Source organism: Brevundimonas sp. UBA7507 (assembly GCF_002478355.1).
In the GTDB taxonomy this organism is placed as follows: domain Bacteria; phylum Pseudomonadota; class Alphaproteobacteria; order Caulobacterales; family Caulobacteraceae; genus Brevundimonas; species Brevundimonas diminuta_D.
In genome coordinates, this window is record NZ_DLNP01000013.1 from 181,326 (window position 1) to 203,332 (window position 22,007).

Annotated in this window: 22 protein-coding genes, 2 tRNA genes and 1 other RNA gene; 10 read left to right on the forward strand and 15 right to left on the reverse strand. The window is 65.3% G+C overall.

Going from position 1 to position 22,007, the window contains the following annotated elements; all coding sequences use genetic code 11:
* The first annotated feature begins 59 nt into the window (after positions 1 to 59).
* Positions 60 to 410 carry a RusA family crossover junction endodeoxyribonuclease gene (locus tag B3D50_RS08325; RefSeq protein ID WP_286950703.1) on the forward strand — a complete coding sequence of 117 codons (351 nt, stop codon included), beginning with the start codon at positions 60 to 62 and terminating at the stop codon, positions 408 to 410.
* Between the two features lie 64 nt (positions 411 to 474).
* On the opposite strand, the gene B3D50_RS08330 is transcribed toward B3D50_RS08325, so the two are convergent.
* The 4 genes from B3D50_RS08330 to miaA all read right to left on the reverse strand — a co-directional run bounded on the left by B3D50_RS08330 (position 475) and on the right by miaA (position 3,279).
* Positions 475 to 966 (reverse strand): hypothetical protein, encoded by a 492-nt coding sequence (locus B3D50_RS08330; RefSeq protein ID WP_286950705.1) that lies wholly within the window; start codon positions 964 to 966, stop codon positions 475 to 477.
* A gap of 87 nt (positions 967 to 1,053) precedes the next feature.
* A complete protein-coding gene (locus tag B3D50_RS08335; RefSeq protein WP_046652932.1) occupies positions 1,054 to 1,551 on the reverse strand; it encodes an SspB family protein in 498 nt (165 codons plus the stop codon).
* A 141-nt stretch (positions 1,552 to 1,692) separates the two neighbouring features.
* Positions 1,693 to 2,062, reverse strand: a transfer-messenger RNA (tmRNA) gene (ssrA, locus tag B3D50_RS08340).
* A 338-nt stretch (positions 2,063 to 2,400) separates the two neighbouring features.
* A complete protein-coding gene (gene miaA, locus B3D50_RS08345) occupies positions 2,401 to 3,279 on the reverse strand; it encodes a tRNA (adenosine(37)-N6)-dimethylallyltransferase MiaA (protein ID WP_286950709.1) in 879 nt (292 codons plus the stop codon).
* 86 nt (positions 3,280 to 3,365) lie between these two features.
* On the opposite strand from miaA, the gene B3D50_RS08350 reads away from it, so the two are divergent.
* Together B3D50_RS08350 and B3D50_RS08355 are read left to right on the forward strand one after the other, a co-directional pair.
* On the forward strand, positions 3,366 to 4,433 hold the full coding sequence (locus B3D50_RS08350; protein ID WP_286950711.1) for an Mrp/NBP35 family ATP-binding protein: 1,068 nt from the start codon (positions 3,366 to 3,368) through the stop codon (positions 4,431 to 4,433).
* Positions 4,434 to 4,445: 12 nt separating this feature from the next.
* A complete protein-coding gene (locus B3D50_RS08355) occupies positions 4,446 to 4,865 on the forward strand; it encodes a universal stress protein (protein WP_286950713.1) in 420 nt (139 codons plus the stop codon).
* A 2-nt stretch (positions 4,866 to 4,867) separates the two neighbouring features.
* Here the strand turns inward: B3D50_RS08355 and B3D50_RS08360 are convergent, their stop codons facing one another.
* Positions 4,868 to 5,188 carry a YbjQ family protein gene (locus tag B3D50_RS08360; RefSeq protein WP_286950714.1) on the reverse strand — a complete coding sequence of 107 codons (321 nt, stop codon included), beginning with the start codon at positions 5,186 to 5,188 and terminating at the stop codon, positions 4,868 to 4,870.
* Between the two features lie 15 nt (positions 5,189 to 5,203).
* Positions 5,204 to 5,731, reverse strand: a complete 528-nt coding sequence (locus B3D50_RS08365) for a dihydrofolate reductase (RefSeq protein WP_286950715.1) — start codon at positions 5,729 to 5,731, stop codon at positions 5,204 to 5,206.
* 54 nt (positions 5,732 to 5,785) lie between these two features.
* On the opposite strand from B3D50_RS08365, the gene B3D50_RS08370 reads away from it, so the two are divergent.
* On the forward strand, positions 5,786 to 6,385 hold the full coding sequence (locus B3D50_RS08370) for a hypothetical protein (RefSeq protein WP_286950716.1): 600 nt from the start codon (positions 5,786 to 5,788) through the stop codon (positions 6,383 to 6,385).
* On the opposite strand, the gene B3D50_RS08375 is transcribed toward B3D50_RS08370, so the two are convergent.
* The 6 genes from B3D50_RS08375 to B3D50_RS08400 form a co-directional block, all read right to left on the reverse strand.
* On the reverse strand, positions 6,386 to 7,057 hold the full coding sequence (locus tag B3D50_RS08375; RefSeq protein ID WP_286950718.1) for an aquaporin: 672 nt from the start codon (positions 7,055 to 7,057) through the stop codon (positions 6,386 to 6,388).
* Positions 7,058 to 7,147: 90 nt separating this feature from the next.
* Entirely contained in the window at positions 7,148 to 7,447 is a 300-nt protein-coding gene (locus tag B3D50_RS08380) for a phosphoribosyl-ATP pyrophosphohydrolase (RefSeq protein ID WP_286950720.1), read from the reverse strand.
* Positions 7,448 to 7,462: 15 nt separating this feature from the next.
* The gene (locus B3D50_RS08385) at positions 7,463 to 8,320 is read right to left on the reverse strand and encodes a thymidylate synthase (protein WP_286950722.1); all 858 of its coding nucleotides are present in this window, start codon (positions 8,318 to 8,320) and stop codon (positions 7,463 to 7,465) included.
* Between the two features lie 124 nt (positions 8,321 to 8,444).
* Positions 8,445 to 9,758 (reverse strand): SH3 domain-containing protein, encoded by a 1,314-nt coding sequence (locus B3D50_RS08390; protein WP_286950725.1) that lies wholly within the window; start codon positions 9,756 to 9,758, stop codon positions 8,445 to 8,447.
* A 78-nt stretch (positions 9,759 to 9,836) separates the two neighbouring features.
* Positions 9,837 to 10,385 (reverse strand): DUF924 family protein, encoded by a 549-nt coding sequence (locus B3D50_RS08395; protein WP_286950727.1) that lies wholly within the window; start codon positions 10,383 to 10,385, stop codon positions 9,837 to 9,839.
* A 73-nt stretch (positions 10,386 to 10,458) separates the two neighbouring features.
* Positions 10,459 to 10,535, reverse strand: a tRNA-Pro gene (locus B3D50_RS08400).
* 219 nt (positions 10,536 to 10,754) lie between these two features.
* On the opposite strand from B3D50_RS08400, the gene B3D50_RS08405 reads away from it, so the two are divergent.
* The 3 genes from B3D50_RS08405 to B3D50_RS08415 all read left to right on the forward strand — a co-directional run bounded on the left by B3D50_RS08405 (position 10,755) and on the right by B3D50_RS08415 (position 14,299).
* Positions 10,755 to 10,828 (forward strand) — tRNA-Gln (locus B3D50_RS08405).
* Between the two features lie 394 nt (positions 10,829 to 11,222).
* Positions 11,223 to 13,466 (forward strand): TonB-dependent receptor, encoded by a 2,244-nt coding sequence (locus B3D50_RS08410; protein ID WP_286950729.1) that lies wholly within the window; start codon positions 11,223 to 11,225, stop codon positions 13,464 to 13,466.
* A gap of 98 nt (positions 13,467 to 13,564) precedes the next feature.
* Positions 13,565 to 14,299 carry a TetR/AcrR family transcriptional regulator gene (locus B3D50_RS08415; RefSeq protein ID WP_286950731.1) on the forward strand — a complete coding sequence of 245 codons (735 nt, stop codon included), beginning with the start codon at positions 13,565 to 13,567 and terminating at the stop codon, positions 14,297 to 14,299.
* Here B3D50_RS08415 and B3D50_RS08420 read toward each other — a convergent pair.
* The 3 genes from B3D50_RS08420 to B3D50_RS08430 are packed head-to-tail and all read right to left on the reverse strand — an operon-like array spanning position 14,296 to position 17,773.
* Positions 14,296 to 15,666, reverse strand: a complete 1,371-nt coding sequence (locus B3D50_RS08420; protein ID WP_286950733.1) for an MFS transporter — start codon at positions 15,664 to 15,666, stop codon at positions 14,296 to 14,298. The two genes, B3D50_RS08415 and B3D50_RS08420, sit on opposite strands and share 4 nt — an antisense overlap.
* Positions 15,666 to 17,261: a class I adenylate-forming enzyme family protein gene (locus B3D50_RS08425; RefSeq protein WP_286950734.1), complete on the reverse strand. Its 1,596-nt coding sequence runs from the start codon at positions 17,259 to 17,261 to the stop codon at positions 15,666 to 15,668. The genes B3D50_RS08420 and B3D50_RS08425 overlap by 1 nt, the downstream gene beginning before the upstream one ends.
* A gap of 38 nt (positions 17,262 to 17,299) precedes the next feature.
* Positions 17,300 to 17,773 (reverse strand): MaoC/PaaZ C-terminal domain-containing protein, encoded by a 474-nt coding sequence (locus tag B3D50_RS08430; RefSeq protein ID WP_286950737.1) that lies wholly within the window; start codon positions 17,771 to 17,773, stop codon positions 17,300 to 17,302.
* A gap of 309 nt (positions 17,774 to 18,082) precedes the next feature.
* Between B3D50_RS08430 and B3D50_RS08435 the strand changes: the two genes are divergently transcribed.
* The 3 genes from B3D50_RS08435 to kdpB are packed head-to-tail and all read left to right on the forward strand — an operon-like array spanning position 18,083 to position 21,984.
* Positions 18,083 to 18,175 (forward strand): potassium-transporting ATPase subunit F, encoded by a 93-nt coding sequence (locus B3D50_RS08435; RefSeq protein WP_286950738.1) that lies wholly within the window; start codon positions 18,083 to 18,085, stop codon positions 18,173 to 18,175.
* 16 nt (positions 18,176 to 18,191) lie between these two features.
* On the forward strand, positions 18,192 to 19,904 hold the full coding sequence (kdpA, locus tag B3D50_RS08440) for a potassium-transporting ATPase subunit KdpA (RefSeq protein ID WP_286950739.1): 1,713 nt from the start codon (positions 18,192 to 18,194) through the stop codon (positions 19,902 to 19,904).
* A 13-nt stretch (positions 19,905 to 19,917) separates the two neighbouring features.
* The gene (gene kdpB, locus B3D50_RS08445) at positions 19,918 to 21,984 is read left to right on the forward strand and encodes a potassium-transporting ATPase subunit KdpB (RefSeq protein ID WP_286950740.1); all 2,067 of its coding nucleotides are present in this window, start codon (positions 19,918 to 19,920) and stop codon (positions 21,982 to 21,984) included.
* Positions 21,985 to 22,007 lie beyond the last annotated feature (23 nt).

Consider the following 22,007-nt stretch of genomic DNA (forward strand, 5'->3'; position numbering starts at 1 on the left):
TGTAGCACGCAGGCGCGGCGGGGCAAGGCGAGCCGCACTTCACGAAAGGCGGACGACGCGTGGACGGCTGGATCGGAACCGGAAAGGTCAGGGCCCGCGAGCAGGGCGAGGCGGTCGAGATCACCATCGACGGCCTGACCACCCAGGCCAAATACTACAAGCCTCTGGTCTATGAGTTCATGCGCAAGGAATGGGCGTCGCGACCCTCCTGGGGCGACTACGTCGTCGAGATCGTGATGGAGCACGTCGGCGATCCGCCGTGGATGGATCTGGACAACCTGGCCAAGGCCCTTCTGGACGCCATCAAGGGCTATCTGTTTCACGACGACAGCCAGGTCGCCCGTCTGTTGGTCGAGCGACGCGAAGGCGAGCGCGAGCGCATCATCATTCGAGTCTTTCCCCGCAGATAGGGCCACGAAAATAGGGGCCGCGCCAGGCGCGACCCCTATCTTTAAAGTCAGTCTTGAAGGCGGATCAGCCTGCCGCGTTGGAGATCAGCGTCTGCACGTCTTTCGGCTTGGCGATGGTCGAGCCGGCGGTCTTGTAGGTGGTCAGCTTGCCGCCTTCCCACAGGCCGACTTCCAACGCCTTGCTCGCCGGGTCGATCAGCAGATAGGCCGCGTTGACGCCGCCCTCATGCTGCTTGTTGCCCGAAGTGAACAGGACGGCGCCGTCTTTTTGCAGCGGCGCTTGGGTCTGCATATTGGTCGTCAGGACGTCGAACTTGTCGCCCAGCAGCGTCTTCAGATCAGCCGTGATCGCGCTGTCTTCCAGAAGCTTGGTCTCGTTGGGATATTTGCCGATCTGGGTGTTCAGGGCGTTCCAGTCAGCAGCGGCGGTTTCAACGGTTGCGGGCGCGGCTTCGGTCGAGGCGGTTGGGGTTTCCGCCGGCGGCGTCGCTTCAGGCTGGCTGCAGGCGGCCAGCGTCAGGGAAACGGCGGCGGCGGACATGAGAGACAGACGCATCGAAGCGACCTCGCTTAGGTAAGGAAGGGGAGGTTACGGCAACGCTTGTCTGCAGCCAAAGGTTGCGCGCCCTTTGGCGCGAAGATGTTATTTCTTGCGGAATTGGTCCAGCGAAACGACCTTCGGCCCATCGTCGTCTGAGGGCGGAGGCGGGGCGGCGTCCGGGTCGCGTGCGGGCGGCGACAGGGGCGCGATCTCGGCCTCGACGATTTCCGGCTCGTCGAACTGCAGCAGGAACTGCACGCTGGGATCGTAGAAACGGACCACGGCGCTGTAGGGAACGGTCAGCACCTTGGGCGCGCCGCCGAACTTCAGCATGACCGAGAAGAGGTCCGGCTCGACCGCCAGATCCCAATACTGGTGCTGCAGCACCACCGTCATCTCGTCCGGGTATTTGGCCAGGACGTCCGGCGGGACGCTGACGCCGGCGCCGCGGGTCTTGAAGGTGATGTAAAAGTGGTGGGCGCCGGGAATGCCTTCGGGCTCGGCCGCGCGCTCAAGCGCCAGGCGGATCACGCCGCGCAAGGCGTCCTGGGCGAGTTGCTCATAGTGCATCTCGTCGACAGGGGGAGTTTGATCCGTCATCGGCGCCTCAAGAAAGGGGAACGCGCGACTGTTACCCGCCCAAGGCGAGCGACGGAAGACGCAGAGTCGCCTACGGCAAAGGAATTTCGATGTCGGGATAAGCGCCGGGATTCTGTCGCCAGACCCCCGAGACGTTTGAAAAGTGGGGGGCTTCTGTTGCCAGGCGCCCCCCGGGCCCCGCCTAAGGATCTGAACCCCTAGGACTTAAGTGTTCGAAATCAACCGAACCGCATTACGCGGCGAGGCGGACTTCTCCAGCGAAGTTATCGTTCGCAGTTAGATAAAGGCCCGATACGGTGGGCCAGGACGAGCGAAAGCAATCCTCTTTACACGTCCGTCGATGCTAGTCGGCCCCATGCTGCCTCCGCCGATAACGCGGGGGAAGAAGTTGGTGGAGCCGCCGGGAATCGCACCCGGGTCCGGTCCGCTTATTACAGGCGCGTTTATCGCCATAGCCCGGGCGAACCCGAGCAGGATCAATATAGAATGTAGCTCTGAGCGTGCCAAGACGCCCAGAAAAATCTTGGAAGGTCAGATAACCTCAACCGCCCATTCGAGGTAATTCGACGGGCTGCTCTTGCACACGATCGATCTGATTTCGTGATGCGTCTCGTATCGCGTCGCGCTCGCGGGCCGTCATGCAGATGCGTTGGGGACGATTAGACCCCACTACGCGCTCTCTTTTGCAAATCATACGCTCAGGGTTTGAACGCTCATTCGCGGGCGTAGAAGGGACAGGACGTGACGGTTCTGATTGGGCGTTAAGGAACGCGGCAGTAAAAAGGACGGACAAAATCATGATTGGAAACTCCCCAAGAGGTTAGACAGTGTATGTCGAACGTCGGTCCGTCAACCTGGGGATCGTCGTTGCCAATCTTTCTGTTGGTTGCGGAACCAGGTCAACTGGCGCTTGGCATAGTTGCGGGTGGACTGCTTCACGGCCATCACTGCGTCCTCCAGCGATAGGTTACCCGCCAGATGCGCCGCCAGTTCGCGCACGCCGACCGCCTTCATCGCGGGCAGGTCCGGGTCCGGATCGCGGGCGACGAGGGCGCGCACCTCGTCCAGCGCGCCGTGCGCCATCATCAGATCCACCCGTGCGTCACATGAGGCGTAAAGACGATCGCGCGACGGCTCAACGACCAGGGCGTCATAGCTGTCGGGAGGCAATAGCGGTCGGGTGTCGGCCTTCCAGGCGCTGAGCGCGCGGCCGCTGGCGCGATGCACGCTGAGGGCGCGGACCAGACGCTGCCGATCGCCGGGAAAGACGGCGGCTTCGGCGGCGGCGTCGACTTCGGCCAGGCGGCTGCGAAAGGCGGCTTCGCCTTCAGCGTCGAACTCGGCCTGAACGGCGTCGCGAGTTTCGACCGGTACAGGCGGAATATCGGCCAGCCCCTTCGTCAGGGCGTTGAAATAGAGGCCGGTGCCGCCGACCAGCAGGGCGGGGCGCCCCTCAGCCGCCAGTTCGGCCAGCAGGTCCATGACAGCCCGACTCCATCGACCGACCGACCAGGCGTCGGCGGCGTCAGCGACGCCGTAGAGGCGATGCGAGACCGCAGCTTCATCCTCAGCCGAGGGGCGGGCGCTCAGCACGCGCAGGTCGGCGTAGAGTTGCTGGCTGTCGGCGTTGATGATGACGGCATTCGTTTCGCGCGCGCGCTCCATCGCCAGGCGCGACTTGCCCGAGGCGGTAGGACCGGCGATCAGGGTGACGAGGGGCTGGGACAAAGGATCAACTCGCGAACGGACGCTTAGGGCGATAGAACGCCCGTCATCGGCCCGGCAAGTCCGTCGAGCCACAAGGAGTCTCCATCGTGACCGACCGCGCCGCCGTTCTCGCCGCCCTCGACGCCGTGATCGACCCGAAGTCGGGCCAGGGGCTGGCGACGGCCGGACTGGTGCAGGGGCTGGTCGTGGCCGACGGCCGCGCGGGCTTCGTCATGGAAGTTCCGGCCAAGGAAACGGCGCTGTACGCTCCCGTGCGCGACGCGGCTGAAACGGCGCTGAAGGCGATTCCGGGCATGGAGCGCGTGTCGGTCGTCCTGACCGCCGAGGCTGTGGCCGCAGCGCCGCGCCGCACGGCGGGCCTGTCGAAGGCCGCGACCGATCAGGGGCGGCCCAAGGCGCCGGTCCCGACGGATCGCCCCGCCCATGTGAAGCGCGTCCTGGCCGTGGCCAGCGGCAAGGGCGGCGTCGGCAAGTCGACGGTTGCGGTCAATCTGGCGGCGGCCCTGGCGGCGCGCGGCCTGTCGGTCGGGGTGTTGGACGCCGATGTCTATGGTCCGTCCTTGCCGACCATGCTGGGCCTGTCGGGCCAGCCCGCCTATGAGGACGGGGCCATGGTCCCGCATACGGCGTACGGCCTGAAAGCCATGTCGGTCGGCCTGCTGACCAAGGCCGAGGACGCCATGATCTGGCGCGGGCCGATGGCGTCGCAGGCCATTACCCAGATGCTGACCCAGACACGCTGGGGCACGGAAGAGCAGCCGCTGGACGTCCTGGTCATCGACCTGCCGCCCGGCACCGGCGACGTGCAGCTGACCCTGATCCAGAAGACGCCGCTGGATGGGGCGGTGATCGTCTCGACGCCTCAGGAAGTGGCCCTGGCCGATGCGCGCCGGGCGCACACCCTGTTCGCAAAGGTCGGCGTGCCGACCCTGGGTCTGATCGAGAACATGAGCGGCGAGGTGTTCGGGACCGGCGGCGCCGAAGCCGAGGCCGCGCGTCTGGACGCGCCCTATCTGGGCGATCTGCCGCTGGACCGAGCGTTGCGACGCGCGGGCGATGCGGGGCGGCCATTGGTCGCCGCGGACCCGCAGCATCAGGCGTCCGACCGTTTCCACCAGATCGCGGCGCAGGTCGCTGTGACGCTGGGCCTCTGAAGGAGGGGGGTGATGACGGAACAGCAAACGTCCGTGGTCGTCTGCGGCATCGACGGCAGCGCGCACGCCGAAGCAGCCGTGCGTGTGGCGGCGCAACTGGCCCAGGCGAAGGGCGGCAAGCTGGCGCTGGTGGCGGTCAATCCGCTTAGTTCGGCCAGCGGCCACCCCGACATTCGCGCCTGGAAGGTCGAGGAGCTGGAGGCCATCCTGACCCGCTCGATGGCCGAGGCACGCCGTCACTGCAAATCGGTCGAAGCTGTGACGATTGAGGGTCATGATGTCCCTGACGCCCTGATCGCCGCCGCTCAACTGGGCGCGGACCACATCGTCGTGGGTACGGGCGACCGCAAGGGCTTGGTCAACTGGCTGATGGGTTCGACCGCCAAGGCCGTGGCCGCCCGCGCGCCGGTCAGCGTGACGATCGCCCGCTAGCTTCAGACGGGCTCGACCACCACGGCGGTGCCGTAGGCCAGCACCTCGGTCACGCCGGGCATGATCTCATTGGCGTCGTAGCGCATGGCAAGGATGGCGTTGGCCCCGATCTCGCGCGCGTGGGCGATCAGGTCGTCATAGGCTTCCTGCCGCGCCGCCTCGGCCAGTTTGACGTAGGCGCCGACCTTGCCGCCGATCATCGACTGCACCCCGCCGATGGCGTCGGAGATGACGTTGCGCGAGCGCACGGTGATGCCACGCACCACGCCCAGTTGACGCACGACGCGATGACCGGCCAGTTCATTGGTGGTGGCGACGATCATTCGGCTCTCCTTGATTCAGCGACGGTCCAGAACGGTGAAGGCGAAGGCGTGGTCGTCCTTCTCGCCCGCTTCGTGCGGTTCGAACGCGGTGCGGACGAAGGCGGTTTCGTCGAAGGGCGGGAAGACGGCGTCGCCTTCAGGTTCGGCCTCGACCTCGGTGATGTAAAGACGCTTGGCGCGATGCAGGGCGGCGGCGAAGATCGCCGTGCCGCCGATGACGCAGACCTCGTCCACGCCGTCCTCCGCCGCCTGTTCACGCGCGATGGACAGGGCCTCGTCCAGGGTGGCGCAGACCACGGCGCCCTTGGCCAGACCCGCCTCGGCGTAGGATTCGTCCTTGGTCAGCACGATGTTCAGGCGGCCGGGCAGGGGCTTCAACGGCAGGCTCTCCCACGTCTTGCGGCCCATGATGCAGGGTTTGCCCACGGTCACGGCCTTGAAACGCTGCAGATCCGAGCGCAGCCGCCAGGGCAGATCTCCGTCGCGACCGATGACGCCGTTCCTGGCGCGGGCGACGACAAGGGCGATTGAGGGAACAGCCAAGCTGGTCTTCCGTTGAGGTTGGAACTTTTCTGTCAAATGCCCCCGGAGCCTCGTGTGAACAAGTACGCCAAGCCGTTGATCGTCGGATTCGTCGTCCTCTTGATCGTTACCTTCGGTATCGGTTTCCTGGGCGGAGCTGTTGGAGCGGATCTGGGCGTGCTGCCGATGATGGCCGGTCTCTTCGCCGGCGCGTTCACCGCCTACATCATGGCCAATCTGGCGGGAAACCGCGCCGGCGTCGCGGCGTCCGAAGCTGATCGCGCGGCGGCGGTCAGCCTGACGCCGCCACCCGGCAAAGCCCTGGTCATCGTCTATCGCGAAGGCTTTGTGGCCATGGCTGCGGGCATGAACCTGGCGCTGGATGGTCGTGAATTCGCCCAGATCAAGGGCGGCAAGTTCACCGCCCTGGCGGTCGATCCGGGCGAGCATGAGCTATCGGCCGGCTTCGGCGGTCTCGCTGGACCTCAGAACAACGCCGCGATCGTCAGTTTCGTCGCGCGCGACGGTCAGGCTTTCGCCTATCGGGCCACGGTGTCGATGGGCGCGGTCAAGAACAGCGTCGTGCTCGTGCCCGCGCCCGAAGACAGAGATGCGCTCAGCGCCAGGCTGGCGCGCATGCCGATGACGGCGCTGGACAGCGCCGCCTCGATCTGATCAGGCGTCCGGCTCTAGCAGTTTCGCACGGAACAGCAGGCCGCCGATCACCGCGCCGATCGCCGGAGCGACGAAGAAGACCCAGACCTGGCTCAGCGCCTGGCCCCCGACCAGCAGGGCCGGGCCGAAGCTGCGGGCTGGGTTGACCGACACGCCCGTCACCTGGATGCCGACGATGTGGATGACGGCCAGGGTGATGCCGATGGCGACCCCGGCGAAGGCGCCGTGCCCCTGGGCCCCTGTCACGCCCAGGATGGCGATCAGGAAGATGGCGGTGGCGACGATCTCGAAAACTAGGGCGGCGTGCAGGCCGTACCCGCCCGGCGATCCGGCGTCGAAGCCGTTTTGGCCCAGGCTGGCGAAGCCTGTCTTGGCGATCATGCCCAGGATGGCTGCGCCGATGATTGCGCCGATGAACTGGGCGATCCAGTAGACGACCATGTCCTTGGCGCTCATCCGTCCGGCGACGAAGGCGCCCAGGCTGACAGCCGGATTGACGTGGCAGCCCGACACTGGCCCGATGCCATAGGCCATGGCGACGATGGCGAAGCCGAAGGCTAGAGCGATGCCCAACTGCCCGACATGATCGAACCCGCCCAGCACGGCGGCCCCGCATCCGAAAAGCACCAGAACCAGCGTACCGACCAGTTCGGCGGCGAACTTCTTGACCATGGAACCCTCCCGTTTCCAGTCACCGCCTAATGACGGATCGCGGGAGGGTGCGCTCAAATCGCTGAATTCGCCAGTCGCCGTTACGTGAGTTTACGTATCCGCCCTCAACCAGCGCAGCCATTTGCGCTGCATCGCGGCGTTTAGGTTGATGCCAGCGCGGTCGCAGTAGATCAGCAGCATGCCCAGAACGTCGGCTGCTTCGTCGGCCAGGGCCTGAGCATCAGCGGCGCCGCGCGCCCGTTGGGTCAGGCGCAGATGCTCGGCGGTCAGTTCGCCCAGCTCTTCCTGCAACTTCAGCAGGGCCCAATCGCGATCGCGGTCGATGGAATGTTCGCGCGCATAGATGTCGGAGATGCGGAGGACATCCGCCTGGAGGTCGGTGAGTTTCATCGGGATCAGGCCGCCTTAGACGGCGACGGCGGCCTTGATGTGAGGCCAGGACTGGTAGTCGTTCAACACGAAGTCCGACAGCTCGAAGCCGAACACGTCGTCCTTGTCCGCCACGCTCAAGGTCGGCAGGGGCAGGGGAGCACGGCTCAGTTGCAACTCGGCCTGCTCCAGATGGTTCAGATACAGGTGGGCGTCGCCTAAGGTGTGGACGAAGTCGCCCGGCTCCAGCCCCACGACCTTGGCCAGCATGTGCGTCAGCAGGGCGTAGGAGGCGATGTTGAACGGCACCCCCAGGAAGACGTCGGCCGAGCGTTGGTACAGCTGGCAGCTCAGCTTTCCGTCGGCGACGAAGAATTGGAACAGGCAGTGACAGGGCGGCAGGGCCATGTCGTCAACGTCGGCCGGGTTCCAGGCGCTGACGATGTGACGGCGGCTGTTGGGATTGGTCTTGAGGCCGTGCACCAGCTTCTGGATCTGGTCGATGCTCGCGCCGGTGGGTGCGGCCCAGGAGCGCCACTGCTTGCCATAGACAGGGCCGAGGTCGCCGTCGGCGTCGGCCCATTCGTCCCAGATGCTGACGCCGTTGTCCTTCAGCCAGGCGATGTTGGTCTCGCCGCGCAGGAACCACAGCAATTCGATGAAGATCGACCGTGTGTGCAGCTTCTTCGTCGTCAGCAGGGGGAAGCCCTTGGACAGGTCGAAGCGCATCTGGCGGCCGAAGACGCCCAGGGTGCCGGTGCCGGTGCGGTCGTCTCGCCGTACGCCGTTGTCGAGAATGTCCCGCAGCAGATTTAGATACTGCCACTCAGGATGATCGGCAGGCGCGGCCGCCGTACGAGTTTCGAGATCAGCAAGGGCGACGGCGGCGTTCATGGGAAGAGAGGATGCCGCTGATTCGGCGCCGACGGCAGGCGCCTGATTCGCTTGCTCACAGAAAAGAGAAAGCGTCCGCCGATCGAGCCGGCGGACGCTTTGCTAAAGGGCGGCGGCGATGTGGTCAGCGTGCGGGCGCCAAACGCTCGTTCTGCACCCAGCCGATGTTGTCGTCGCTATCCAGCACCTCGATCCAGCCGCCGCGCTCCTTTCCGGTGGGGAACACCACCTCGCGCGCGGCCAGAGGCCGAATGGTCTCGCCGTCGGGGGCGGCGCGCAGGATCGTCGGCAGCGCCAGACTGCGGCTCGACATCGAGGGCGACATGGACGGGCGCTCGGCGTAGCGACGGCGGTCGTCTTCCTCGCGGCGGATTTCGTCGCGAATGCGGCGACGTTCAGCTTCGCGTTCGCGTTCGGCCCGTTCCAGTTCGCGGCGTTCTTCAGCCGCCACGCGACGCGCCTCCGCTTCGCGGTTGGCGGTTTCAGCGGCGATGGCTTCACGGTTGGCGCGGGTGACTTCCGGAATTTGGGAGCCGGTGCCGCCCAGGCTGGTCACCAGGTCGGCATACCCGCGCACCATGGCCAGGGCGATGATCTTGCCTTCTTCTTCGCTTTCGTAGCCTGCGCCGACGCGGCCGCCGAAATGATTGTCGCGGATACGCAGGCTGCGCAGGTCGCCTTTGTTCGCCACGGCGCGCGTGTTGCCGACCGTTTCAGCCAGAGGCACGCTGGCCAGAGAGAAGACGACCTGGGCGTCTTCCTTGCCGCGTCCGATATCCTTCTTGAGATCGCGAATCCGTTCGACCGTATTGGCGTTCAGGGAAGGCGCCGGTCCCTGAGCGGCTTGCCCGCCCTGACCGCCGAGGACATTTCCGGCCATGTTCGTGGCGGCGTTGAGAGCCTGCATCTGCAAGGGGTTGAGGCTGGCACCCAGGCCGCCAAAACCTCCGAGGCCGCCGCCCATTTCCCCGCCCGTCGCCGCAGCGAGGCCGGCGGTGAGCAGGGCTCGACCCCCGACCGCCGCCAGGGAACCGAGCAGGCCAGATCCGCGGTCGTTGTCGGTCGGCTCGATCGGATTCGCCAATTCGGCGACCAGAACGAAGTCAGCGGTGCGAACGCGGGCGCCGCCGCCGAGGCTGCGCTCACGCTCCACCAGGTCCATGCCCGGCCCGCGCTCGATCAGGGTGAAACAGCCGGATTCACGAATTACCGTGCGCAGCAGTTCGGTCGGCGCCCCCAGGCCCATTTGATCGAACAGGACGCCTTGTGTTTCGGCGATCGCCACCGTGCCCAGGTTCTGAGTGCAGCGCGGCGTCTCATTGATGACCTGAGTCGTTTCCGCATTGCCGCGACGGCCGAAGATCTGCGCTTCCGCTGGTGTGGCGAAGGCTGCGATGAGGGCCGATGTCGCCGTCAGGGCGAGAGCGTAGCGATTCATGATGTCTGCGGCTGGCTGTTGAAGAAGCCTGGGCCTTAGCTTCGCCATACCCGTAAATCAACCAACGCTCTGCAGATGTTATCCCGAAAAACCTCCGGAATTTAAGAATTCCAGCTCCTGGGAAGTGCTGTCCCGACCCAGGCAATTGTTCCTGTGCGGAAAGCGGCCGAAGCGGGCGATGATGTCCCGATGGATGACGGCGAACTTGTAGGTTTCGGCTTCTGTTTCCGGGCTTAACAGGCGCAGCAGCCGCTCCTGATCCGCCAATGATTCAGAGTGCATCAGCGGCATCAGGATAAAAGAGCGTAGTTCCGGGGCGACCTTGCGATCATGTCCGCGATCAATCGCATCTTTTGAGAATTTCAGCGCCAAGAGATCGGTCGCGAACATATGGGCTGTATCGCGAAAGGCGTTTCGCGGCAGCTGATCCAGCAGGATGATCAGAGCCAGGGCGGCGTCGGGCGCTTCGACCCAATGATCCAGTTCGCGGCGCGCTGCGGCGTAGTGCGTGTTGCAGCAGCGATCGGAGAAGGCGCGATCAAAGGCGACATCCTTGGCGAACCATTTCTCCGGCCCGGCGTCAGACCAGAAATCCAGCACTTCAGAGGGGGTAAGGCGTTGTGTCATGCTGCAAACCTAGCAGCGACGCTCGAAAAGGCACGGCCTACGCCGTGTCATTCGCTTAACGATGTAAGAAAGATGGTCGGAGTGATAGGATTCGAACCTACGACCCCCGCGTCCCGAACGCGGTGCTCTACCAGACTGAGCCACACTCCGACTTTCGCAAATCAAACGGTCCGTGGGCCGCCATCTGCGTCGAGGAGGGGGCTTATAGCCATGCCGACCGGCCCTCGCAAGCGGGTAAATGAGGCTCTCGAAAAAAGTCTCGGGTCGATGAAAATTCTTTCGTTTTCAGGTGTTGCATCCCCCGGAGCCTTGGCGTAGATGACCGCCCTCGCCGCGACGCACAGCGCTCGGCGGGAAACACCGGACCGCTGGGGAATGGTGTAATGGTAACACTACGGTTTTTGGTACCGTCATTCTAGGTTCGAGTCCTAGTTCCCCAGCCATCGGTTTTTGCAGAAGAAATCGCCCTTCGGGGCGTTCCTCCGAACATAACGATCGCAAGCTTCGTCGCGACGGACGCACGTCTCGTTTGTGTGACTAATCAGATCCCCTGATCGTTTGCGGAATCGAAATAGCGTCGCCGTTCGTATCCCGTTGGCATGCAATCTTGGCCGCTCGATTGGTGAGGATACGCTCTTGCGGCCTAGTTCAGAGGGCAGCAGGGGCTCTTGCAGCATGGCGCGACCATGCGCCTGGCACCGTCCTGCAAGAAAGCGAGGATGTCGCGGCGATCCATGTCGCCTGGCTCCACATTGACAGTGGTCGTGGAATGCGTCGTATATGAATATGGCCTCATATTTAATTTCAACGACACATAGAGGCGAAGGGGAAGATAGCGTGAAGAAGAGCAATCTATTCGGAGCCGTATGCACTGTGGCGCTCGCCGTGGCGGCGAACGCCCAAGCCCAGTCGGAACCTGCTCCGGACATCGCAACTGTCGAAGAAATCGTGGTGACGGCGCGGCACCGCGCCCAGAACCTGCAGGATGTGCCGATTTCCATCACCGCCTATTCGGGCGAAAATCTGGACCGGATGAATGTCAACAACGTGCTGGAGCTGAGCGGTCTGGCGCCGGGTCTTCAGGTCCACGGCGGAGACTCCTCGGTTGCGCCCAAGGTCTATATCCGCGGCGTCGGCTCGAACGACTTCAACCCGACCAACCCCAGCCCGACCGCTGTCTATGTGGACGGCGTGATCCGCGGCTCGTCGATCATGCAGTTGGATTCCTTCTTCGACCTATCGCAGGTCGAGGTGCTGCGCGGGCCGCAGGGCACGCTGTTCGGCCGCAACACCACGGGCGGCGCCCTGAACATCACCAGCCGTCGCCCGACGGACTACTATACGGCTGACATGACCGCCCGTTACGGCTCGCGCGAGCGGCTAGAACTGGAAGGCGGCGTCGGCGGCCCGATGATCGAGGACGTCCTGGCCTTCCGCGCGGCGGCCAACTACGTCCGCGACGACGGCTATACGAAGAACCGTCTGACGGGACACAACGTCAACGACAGCGACCGCTGGGCGGCTCGGATGTCGTTGCTCTACACCCCCAACGATCGTGTCGAGGTGCTGGCTCACGTCGGCGGCGGCAATAGCCGCAACGGCGCCCTGCAAGGGCAGGCGAGGGGGCTGATCCCCCACACTGCAGCCGCCACAGGGCCTGACGGCTGGTGCCTGCCCAGCTTCTACGGCACTTCGGCCTGCACCGACGCCCTGGGCTATGTCGATACCGACGGCGATCCCTACGCCGGCGACTATTCGATGGAAGGCCGCGATCGGCTGAAGCTGTTCAACGCCGACGTCACCACCACGGTCGATCTGGGCGAGCTGTCGCTGGTGTCGGTCACCGGCTTCGTCAGCGCGCGCCACCGCGACGACGAGAACACGGATTCAGGCCCGAATAACCTGATCAAGGGCTTCTATCGGGTCGATCAGGATCAGTTCACTCAGGAATTCCGTCTGCAGTCCAACAGCGGCGGCCGTTTCGACTGGGTCGCAGGCGTCTTCTACATGAACGACAGCCTGAAGTCGGACAACACGTTCGAGATCGGCCTCGACCTGCTGAACACCCTGCCGGACCCGATGACCGGCGTCGCCATGGGCGTGGGCACCATCTATTATCCGCACGACCTGAAGACCGAGAGCTACGCCGTCTTCGGCGAGGTCGACTACAAGCTGACCGAGCGTCTGTCGCTGGTCGCGGGCCTGCGCTGGTCGCGCGACGACAAGACCATGGACTATAATAGCCGCTTCACCGAGGCGGGCGTGACCTTGGTCGACTTCCACGGCTCCAAGTCGTTCGAGAGCATCTCGGGCCGGGCCGTGCTGAACTATGACATCAGCGACAACTCGCGCGCCTATGTCAGCTACAACCGCGGCTACAAGAGCGGCGGCTTCGCGGGCGGCATGATCACCGACGTTCAGGACCTGGGTCCGTATGACGATGAGGTGCTGAACGCCTATGAGGTCGGCTTCAAGAGCGAGCTGTTCGGACGTCGCGCACGCCTGAACGCAGCGGCCTTCTACTACGACTATCAGGACCTGCAGGTTTACAGCTACGTCGTGCGCGGCCCGACCAGCGTGCCGATCCTCGACAACGCCTCGGACGCCGTCATCAAGGGCGCCGAAATCGAACTGACCGTTGCGCCGATGAAGGGGCTGGACATCTCGCTGGGCGCCGCCGTGCTGGACAGCGAATACAAGAACTACATCTCGGTCGGGGAAGACTTCTCGGGCAACCGCCTGCCGACCGCGCCGGAGTTCACATTCAACGGGGCTGTGTCCTATCAGCACAGTCTGGCGGACAAGGGCGATCTGCTGATGACCCTGTCGGGGTCGTATCGTTCGAAGTTCTACTTCAGCTCGGGCAATGTCGAGCGGCTCAGTCAGGACGGATATTGGACGGTCAATGGCGAACTGGGCTGGGCTCTGCCGGACGGCAAGACCGAGGTCGGCCTATGGGCGCGCAACCTGACAGACGAAGTCTATCAGCGCGGCATCGTCAACCTGGAGGCTCTGGGCATGGACCGGGTGTCGATGGGCGAGCCTCGCTCGGCTGGCGTCTATCTGCGTTTGCGTTACTAAGGGACGCTTGGCGGCGTTCGGCCTGGTCGGACGCCGCCGGTTCTTGATCGAAACGGCGGGCTGGGGCGTGATCCGACCTCGTCGCTGACGAGGCGTTGATGCAACTGCAGAGCTATTCCTCCTATCTGGCCGCCGAGCTGCGGGACAACCCGCCGCGTCAGAAGGGTCAGCGCACGCGCGCACGGCTTTTGCTGGCCGCAGCCCAGGTGCTGGAGGAGCGCGGCTTTCACGCCATGCGCGTCGGCGACATCACAGCCCAGGCCGAAGTCGCCGAAGGCTCCTTCTACGTCTACTTCAAGGACAAGACCGAGATCTCCGTCGAGGCGTTGGCCCGCTTCTTCGATGACTATGTCGCCAAGGCGATGACGCCGGCGTCGGGCGATACGCCATTCGCCCGAATCCGTTCGACTAACCGTCTGTGGTTCCGGGTCTGTCGGGCTAATCCCGGCCTGATGAAGTGCGTCTTCCAGGTCGGCGACTATGTTCCCGAATTCCTGCAGATCAGCCAGAAGATCAACCGCCGCTGGGCCGAGGTCGTGGCCGAGAGCATCCAGCGTCGGCGCGCCGAGGACGACCCAGACGCCGTGCGCCTGGCTGGCTACATGCTGGTCGCCATGGCGGATGAAATCGCCCGCAAGATGATCGTTCTGCCGGATGAATCCTTCATCGAGGTCTTGGCGCGCATGGGGGCTGATGCTGACGACACCCTGTCGGACGCAGTCAGCGTGGTCTGGCACCAGCTGGCCTATGGCGACTCCCCAACGAGCGACGACCTGCCGGAAGCGGCCGTGAGGCTGGCCGGCTTCCTCTCGCGATCGCGGCCCGCCGCCTAGAGCGGACGTCCCTGGCGACGACGCAGTCGATCCAGCTTGAACAGCAGCGGCGCGCTGCACGCCAGCATGAGCGCCGGACCTGTCGCGAACAGCAGGGGAATAGCGGCTAGAGCCGAAGCCGGCTGCGCCTGCCCCCCTGAGACATAGCCCGCGAGGCCCAACAGCACCCCCGCGGCCGCGCCACCCAGGGCCAAACCCAGCTTTTCACCCGAGACCCAGACGGCCGTCAGCAGACCGAGGTTGGCTTCAGCCTCTTTCTGGTCGCGGGCCGCGACTACGCTTGGCATCAGGGCGAACGGCAGAACATAACATCCTGCCTGACCCAGGCCCGCCAGGGTGGCGACGGCGGTGGCGAGGGCCACATCGCCCGGCCCGCACCACACATAGCCCAAGGTAGCCAGAGCATAGGCTGCGGCGGCGCCGATCGCCGCGCGCGTCGCGCCCCAACGGTCGGCGATCTTGACCCACAAGGGCATGGCCGCGACCTGAACGACGGCTCCGGCTAGGAACAGTTGCGCCAGCACGCCCGAAGACGCCTGGATCTGATAGGTGACGGCATAGGGCATCATCGCCGATTGGGCCCCCATGGCGACCGTCTGGAAGGCGTAGCCGATCCACAGGAAGCGGTAGGCCGGGTTGCCCAGGGTGGCGCGCACACCGGCCGCCAACGCCTTGACCGGCTTCAGCGGCGCGCCGAAGTCGCGTTTGCGGTCCTGCAGTTTCCAAACCGCGCGCAAAGACCCCAGCAGGGCGCCGCCCGCCATCAGCGCCAACAACAGACCCATGACCGCATAGCCGGGACGGCCGCCGCCCGCCATTTCGACCAACATGGGCGACATCCCGCCCGCGACCATCAGGCCGAACGCCAGGAAGCCGACGCGCCAGGCTACGACGCGGGTCCGGTCCTGCTGACGTCGCGAAATCTCGCCCGGCATGGCGGCGTAAGGGATAGAGAACAGGGCGTAGGCCGTCGTCGCCGCCATATAGGCCGCCATGACCCAGATCACGGCGCAGAAGCCCGTCAGGTGCGTCGGCGGGGCGAACATGGCCGCGAACCCTAATGGAAACAGGGCCGCGCCTGCCGCCATCAAGGGCCAGCGTCGCCCCATCCGCCCGCGCAGCCGATCCGACCAAAGGCCGACGACAGGGTCGAACACCACTTCCCAGATCTTCGGCAACAGAAGGACCACGCCCGCCGTCGCCGCCGGCACCGCAAGGGTGTCGGTCAGGAAGTAGAGCAGCAGCAGTTGCGGCGTGATCAGGAAACAGGCCAGGCCGATATTGGCCAGGCCGTATCCGGCCAGCAGGCGAGGGCGCAAAGGCGTCGCCGGGTCCACGGTGTTCGGCGTCTTGACGGCGGCGTCCATTAGTCCTCCACGGCCAGACGGCGCAGCGCCATCTTGTCCACCTTGCCGACCGGCAGACGCGGAAGGTCCAGCTCGATCACGAAACGCTTGGGAATCTTGTAGTTGGCCAACCGCTCGCGGCAATGAGCCTGAAGCTGAGCGGCGTCGACGCCGGCGCGGGCGATGACGAAGGCGACGCCCACCTCGCCCCAGACGGGATCGGGAACGCCCACAACAGCGGCTTCGGTGATGGCGGGGTGGCCTTCCAGCGCGATCTCGATCTCGCGCGGATAGACGTTGTAGCCGCCAGATTTGTACATTTCCTTCAGCCGCCCGGTGATGCGAAGGCGGCCGTCATCCAGCCAGGCGCCGACATCGCCAGTGCGGAACCAGCCGTCCTTGGTGAAGGCGGCGGTTGTGGCGTCAGATCGGTTCCAGTAGCCGAGGAATAGGGGCGCGCCCCTGGCCTCGATCTCGCCGTCGACGCCGGCGTTTTCGACCAGCGAACCGTCTTCGGCGCGCAGGCGGACTTCATAATGACGGGTCGGTCGTCCGACCGAGGCCGTGGCGAAGGCGATGTCGGCGTCATCCTGAACCGTCATGTCTCCAGTGGCAGTGATAGGGCCGCAGGATTCGGTCAGGCCGTAGTTGGTGCCCATGCAGGTCGCGACGGGAATCAGCGCCTTGATCGTCGGCGCAGGCATGGCCGCCCCGCCCCAGAAGACGCGCCGCACCGCCGACAGGTTGGTCTGGGCGAAGGCGGAATGAGCCACCGTCATCTCGAACACGGACGGCACCGTGCCCCACAGGGTGACGCCCTCCGACGCCATCGTGTTCAGTCCCGTTTCGACGTCGAACTGTTCCAGAAAGGCCAGCTTGCCGCCGTTGACCAGAACCATGGCGGTGATGTCGCCGACGCAGCCGATGTGGTTGATCGGCAGGTAGTTCAACATGCACAGCGGTTCGCCGCGCAAGGGTTCGCCCTGCTCCAGGGCGGGAAGGATCAGTCCTTCATGATGCAGGACCGCACCCTTCGGCTTGCCCGTGCTGCCTGAGGTGTAGACGATCAGGCAGGGATCGCGGGTCGCGACGGACCGCTTGCGCTCCGCCAGGGCTTCGTCGGACACGGCCTCGCCCTGGGCGACATAGACGCTTAACGGCAGATGGGCGCGGGCGTCCAAGTCGTCGTCGCCGATCAGGACCAGATCAGCCGAAACGTTCGCCGACAGGGCTTCCAGATCCTCGACGTAATCTCGTCCAGCCACACGGCGACGCCCGATGATCAGGCGCGGCGCGCAGTCGCTGACGACATAGGCCAGTTCTTCATAGCGGTAGCGAGGGTTCAATCCGACCCAGATGGCCCCAACCGCGGCCGTGGCCAGGAAGATGGTCAGAAAGTCAGGGGAGGGCGGGGCCAGCATGGCGACGCGATCGCCCTTGCCGACGCCGGCGGCGATCATGGCGCGGGCGAGGGCGTCCACGCCGTGCGCTAGCTCCGCATACGTCTGAACCTGACCGTCCAGCGTCGCCGCCGGCGCATCAGGCGTCTGCTCGCCATACCAGGCGGCGTAGTCGGAAATCAGCGTCAGCAGCGGCGAATCTCCTACCGCCGACATCGTCCTGGAAGGCATCAACCGCTGCTGAACGCTGGACATCAGGCCCTCGCTTCGACGCTGTCAGGCACCCAGACGCTGAGCCAGGTCGCCACCAGGGCAGGGCGCTCGCCGCCCTCGATTTCGATCACGGCGTCCATGGAGCGGCGCACTCGTCCAGCTTCATCCGTTTGCTCCGGTCCCTTGACGAAGCGACCCCGCACGCGACTGCCCGTCGGCACCGGCGCGACCAGACGCATACGGTCGAATCCATAGTTCAGGAAGTAGCCGCCTTCAGGTTTGAAATTGCCGCCCGCACCCTCGATCGCTTTCGCCGCCAGATGGGTCAGCAGGGACACTGTCAGAAAGCCAAAAGCGATCGTGCCGCCATAAGGGGTGTTGTCCTTGGCCCATTCGGGATCGTTGTGAAAGGGATCGCTGTCCAGGGTCGCGCGACCGAAGTCGTCAATCATGGCCTGCGTGACCTCGACCCACTCCGAGACCATCTCTGAAGCGTGTTCAACCGCCTGAACCATCACTGAACCCTAAAATTGAAGATGACCTCATATTCACAGTTTTAGAGGGTGGTGCAAGGGGTTTAGTCGCGGCCGCCGATGAGGGAGCGGATCAGGGCAAGTCGCCTGTTCTGAAACCCCTTCGACCTTGATGCTTTATGCGCGCCTTATGCGGGGGGCGGCTTTCCGAATGGCCCGCTTACGCCCCGAAAGCGTCTCTTCCGGCCCTAACTGAGCTGGAGGTATCGGCATGGCCGATCTGATTTTTGTGGCGATCGGCGTTGGAGCCTTCGTGGCCTTCGCCGCCCTCGCCATTGTGTTGAGGAGGTTGTGACCGTGTGGCTGAACGTCCTTTGGGGCGTCGGCGCCCTGGTCATCGCCGTCTATATGGTCGCAGCCCTCCTGCGGCCCGAGCGGTTCTGAACGGAGCCGTCTTCTCATGAACATTCAAGGATGGGCGGAGATCGCCCTGACCCTCGGTCTGGCCGTCATGCTCGGCTGGCCGATCGGGGTCTATATGTCGCGTGTCTGGAACGGCGAGCGCACTTGGCTGGACCCTGTGCTGAAGCCGGTAGAGGGTCTGTTCTATCGCGCCGCCGGGGTTGATCCGACGCGCAGTCAGGGCTGGCTGGGCTATGCCGGCGCCTTGCTGGCGTTCAACCTGGCGGGCTTCCTACTGCTTTACGTCATGTTGCGCCTGCAGGGCGTCCTGCCGATGAACCCGCAGGGGTTCGACGGCGTCAGCCCGCATCTGGCCTTCAACACCGCCGTCAGCTTCGTCACCAACACCAACTGGCAGAGCTATAGCGGTGAAACCACCGTCTCGACCTTCAGCCAGATGGTCGGGCTGACGGTGCAGAACTTCGTCTCGGCCGCCACCGGCGCGACGATTGCGGCGGCGCTGGCGCGGGCCTTCATCGCCAGTCGCGGCGAGGGTGTCGGCAACTTCTGGGCCGACCTGACGCGCACCAGCCTCTATGTCCTGCTGCCCATCGCCTTCATCGTGGCTGTGGCTCTGGCCGGTCTGGGCGTGGTGCAGTCGCTGGCGGCCTCGACCCAGGCGACGACGCTGGAGGGCGGATCGCAGACGATCAGCCTGTTCCCGACCGCCAGCCAACTGGCCATCAAGCAGTTGGGCATCAACGGCGGCGGCGTGTTCGGCGTCAACTCGGCGCACCCGCTGGAGAACCCGACACCGCTGACCAATCTGATCACGGCGATCAGCGTGAACATCCTGGGCTGGGCGGCCTTCTTCGCCTTCGGCCGCAGCGTCATGGCCAAGAAGGACGTGCGCGCCCTGGTGGTCGCGGCGATCCTGTTGCTGGGTGCGGCGGGTTCGGCCCTCTATGTCATCGAAAGCCAACCTGCGCCCGCTCTGGTCGCGGCCGGCGTCGATACGTCCGCCGGAAACATGGAAGGCAAGGAGGTCCGCTTCGGCGTGCCGGCCTCCGTCGCCTGGGCGGCCCAGACGACAGGCGCCTCGAACGGGTCGGTCAACTCCATGCACGCCAGCTATATGCCGCTGGGCGGAGCGGTGACGATGTTCCTGATGCAGCTGGGCGAGATCCTGCCCGGCGGGATCGGTTCCGGCGTCGCAGTCATGGTGCTGATGGCCATGCTGGCGGTTTTCGTGGCGGGCCTGATGGTCGGTCGCACGCCCGAATATCTGGGCAAGAAGATCGAGGCGCGCGAGATCCAGTTCGCCATGCTGGTGGTGCTGGTCGTGCCTTTGTCTGTGCTGGGCTTCTCGGCTGCCGCGGCGGTCCTGCCCGAAGCGTTGGCCAGCCTTTTGAACAAGGGACCGCATGGCCTGTCCGAAATCCTCTACGCCTATACCTCGGCGACGGGGAACAACGGTTCGGCTTTCGGCGGATTGAGCGCCAATACGCCGTGGTGGAACACCACTCTGGGTCTGGCCATGCTGCTGGGCCGGTTCGTGCCCGCCGTCGCGGTTCTGGCCGTCGCCGGCGCCCTGGTCGCCAAGCCCCGCCTGGCGCCGTCGGTCGGCACCCTGCCCACGCATGGTCCGCTGTTCATCGGCCTGTTGATCGGGGTGATCCTGATCCTCGGCGGCCTCCAGTTCTTCCCCGCACTCTCCCTGGGACCGATCGTGGAGCATTTCGACATGCTCCAGGTCACGGCCCGGTTCTGATCGGATATCCGTCATGACCCAAGTCACGCTCGATCCGTCGAGCTCCCGATCTGCTGCGCCCATCGCGGGCGGGTTGAATGGGGCCATGCTCGGCCGGGCGCTCGGCGACGCCGTCGTCAAGCTGAACCCGACCAAGCTTCTCAACAACCCGGTGATCTTCGCCACCTGGATCGTCGCGGCCCTGGCCACCGTCTCAGCGGTCGCCGCCGTGGCGACAGGGCAGGCGGCGGGCTTCGCCGTCCAACTGGCCCTGTGGCTGTGGGCCACGGTGCTGTTCGCCAACGTGGCGGAAAGCATCGCCGAGGGGCGCGGCAAGGCGGCGGCCGACAGCCTTCGCGCTTCACGCGTCACCACCAAGGCCAAGCTGATCGTCGACCCCACGACGGGCACGGTCGTCCCGACCCCGGCGCATGAGTTGGAGATCGGCGCGATCGTTCTGGTCGAGGCCGGAGACGTCATCCCTTCGGACGGCGAGATCATCGAAGGCGTCGCCTCGGTCAACGAGGCCGCCATCACCGGCGAAAGCGCGCCCGTCATCCGCGAAAGCGGCGGCGACCGTTCGGCCGTCACGGGCGGCACCACGGTCGTCTCCGACTGGATCAAGGTGCGCATCACCTCGGCCCCCGGCGCCACCTTCCTCGACCGCATGATCGCCATGGTCGAGGGCGCGGACCGTCGCAAGACGCCGAACGAACTGGCCCTGTCGGTCCTGTTGGCCGGCCTGAGCCTGATCTTCCTGATCGCGGTCGCGGCCCTGTTGGGTCTGGGCGCCTATTCGGGCATCAAGCTGGACCCTATCGTCCTGGGCGCGCTCTTCATCACCCTGATCCCCACGACCATTGGGGGGCTGCTGTCCGCCGTCGGCATCGCCGGCATGGACCGGTTGCTGAAGGTGAATGTTCTGGCCACCTCGGGCCGCGCGGTGGAGGCGGCAGGCGACGTCGACACCCTGCTGCTCGACAAGACCGGCACCATCACCTTCGGCAACCGAATGGCGACCGAGGTCATCCCCGCGCCGGGCGTCCGTCCCGAAGCGGCGATGCGCGCGGCGGTCATGGCCTCATTGGCCGATGAGACGCCTGAGGGCCGCTCCATCGTCGAACTGGGCCGCAACGCCGGGGTGACGGGCGACATGCCTGCCGGCGCCAAGACCATTCCGTTCACCGCTGTGACCCGCCAGTCGGGCCTCGAAGCGGACGGCCGCTCGTGGCGCAAGGGGGCGGTGGACGCCGTGCTCAAGGCCCTGGGGCTGGCCGAGGCTGAGGCCCCCGCCGAGTTCCGCGCCGCAGTAGACCGCATCGCCCGCTCGGGCGGCACGCCCCTGGCCGTGGTCGAGAACGAGGCCCTGGTCGGCGTCATCCACCTGAAGGACGTGGTCAAGCCGGGAGTGAAGGCGCGCTTCGCCGACCTGCGCCGCATGGGCCTACGCACCGTCATGATCACGGGCGACAACCCGGTGACGGCGGCGGCTATCGCCTCTGAAGCCGGGGTCGACGACTTCCTGTCCGAGGCCACGCCCGAGGACAAGATGCGCCTGATCAAGGCGGAGCAGGCCAAGGGCCGTCTGGTCGCCATGTGCGGCGATGGGGCCAACGACGCGCCCGCCCTGGCTCAGGCCGATGTCGGCGTGGCCATGCAGACCGGCGCCCAAGCCGCGCGCGAGGCCGGCAACATGGTCGATCTGGACAGCGACCCGACCAAGGTCATCGAGATCGTCGAGGTCGGCAAGCAACTGCTGATCACGCGCGGCGCCCTGACCACCTTCTCCATCGCCAACGACGTGGCCAAGTATTTCGCCATCATCCCGGCGATGTTCGTGGTCGGCCTGCCGTCGCTGGCGGCGCTGAACGTGATGAAGCTGTCCAGCCCGGAAAGCGCCATCCTGTCGGCGGTCATCTTCAACGCCCTGGTCATCGTCGCCCTGATCCCGCTGGCGTTGCGCGGGGTGAAATACCGCGCCGTGGGGGCGGGCAAGCTGCTGGGCCGCAACCTGCTGATCTACGGACTGGGCGGTCTGATCGCGCCCTTCGTCGGCATCAAGCTCATCGACATCGTCATCTCCGCTCTCGGCCTGGCCTGAAGCCGACCCTGAGGCGCAAGGAA

Bases quoted from the DNA above. Each gene is read 5' to 3' on its own strand.
- B3D50_RS08395 (WP_286950727.1), bottom strand. From the start codon at position 10,385: ATGACACAACGCCTTACCCCCTCTGAAGTGCTGGATTTCTGGTCTGAC.
- B3D50_RS08415 (WP_286950731.1), top strand. From the start codon at position 13,565: ATGCAACTGCAGAGCTATTCCTCCTATCTGGCCGCCGAGCTGCGGGAC.
- B3D50_RS08330 (WP_286950705.1), bottom strand. From the start codon at position 966: ATGCGTCTGTCTCTCATGTCCGCCGCCGCCGTTTCCCTGACGCTGGCC.
- B3D50_RS08335 (WP_046652932.1), bottom strand. From the start codon at position 1,551: ATGACGGATCAAACTCCCCCTGTCGACGAGATGCACTATGAGCAACTC.
- B3D50_RS08420 (WP_286950733.1), bottom strand. From the start codon at position 15,666: ATGGACGCCGCCGTCAAGACGCCGAACACCGTGGACCCGGCGACGCCT.
- B3D50_RS08425 (WP_286950734.1), bottom strand. From the start codon at position 17,261: ATGTCGGCGGTAGGAGATTCGCCGCTGCTGACGCTGATTTCCGACTAC.
- B3D50_RS08360 (WP_286950714.1), bottom strand. From the start codon at position 5,188: ATGATCGTCGCCACCACCAATGAACTGGCCGGTCATCGCGTCGTGCGT.
- B3D50_RS08375 (WP_286950718.1), bottom strand. From the start codon at position 7,057: ATGGTCAAGAAGTTCGCCGCCGAACTGGTCGGTACGCTGGTTCTGGTG.
- B3D50_RS08380 (WP_286950720.1), bottom strand. From the start codon at position 7,447: ATGAAACTCACCGACCTCCAGGCGGATGTCCTCCGCATCTCCGACATC.
- B3D50_RS08385 (WP_286950722.1), bottom strand. From the start codon at position 8,320: ATGAACGCCGCCGTCGCCCTTGCTGATCTCGAAACTCGTACGGCGGCC.
- B3D50_RS08355 (WP_286950713.1), top strand. From the start codon at position 4,446: ATGACGGAACAGCAAACGTCCGTGGTCGTCTGCGGCATCGACGGCAGC.
- B3D50_RS08430 (WP_286950737.1), bottom strand. From the start codon at position 17,773: ATGGTTCAGGCGGTTGAACACGCTTCAGAGATGGTCTCGGAGTGGGTC.
- B3D50_RS08390 (WP_286950725.1), bottom strand. From the start codon at position 9,758: ATGAATCGCTACGCTCTCGCCCTGACGGCGACATCGGCCCTCATCGCA.
- kdpB (WP_286950740.1), top strand. From the start codon at position 19,918: ATGACCCAAGTCACGCTCGATCCGTCGAGCTCCCGATCTGCTGCGCCC.
- kdpA (WP_286950739.1), top strand. From the start codon at position 18,192: ATGAACATTCAAGGATGGGCGGAGATCGCCCTGACCCTCGGTCTGGCC.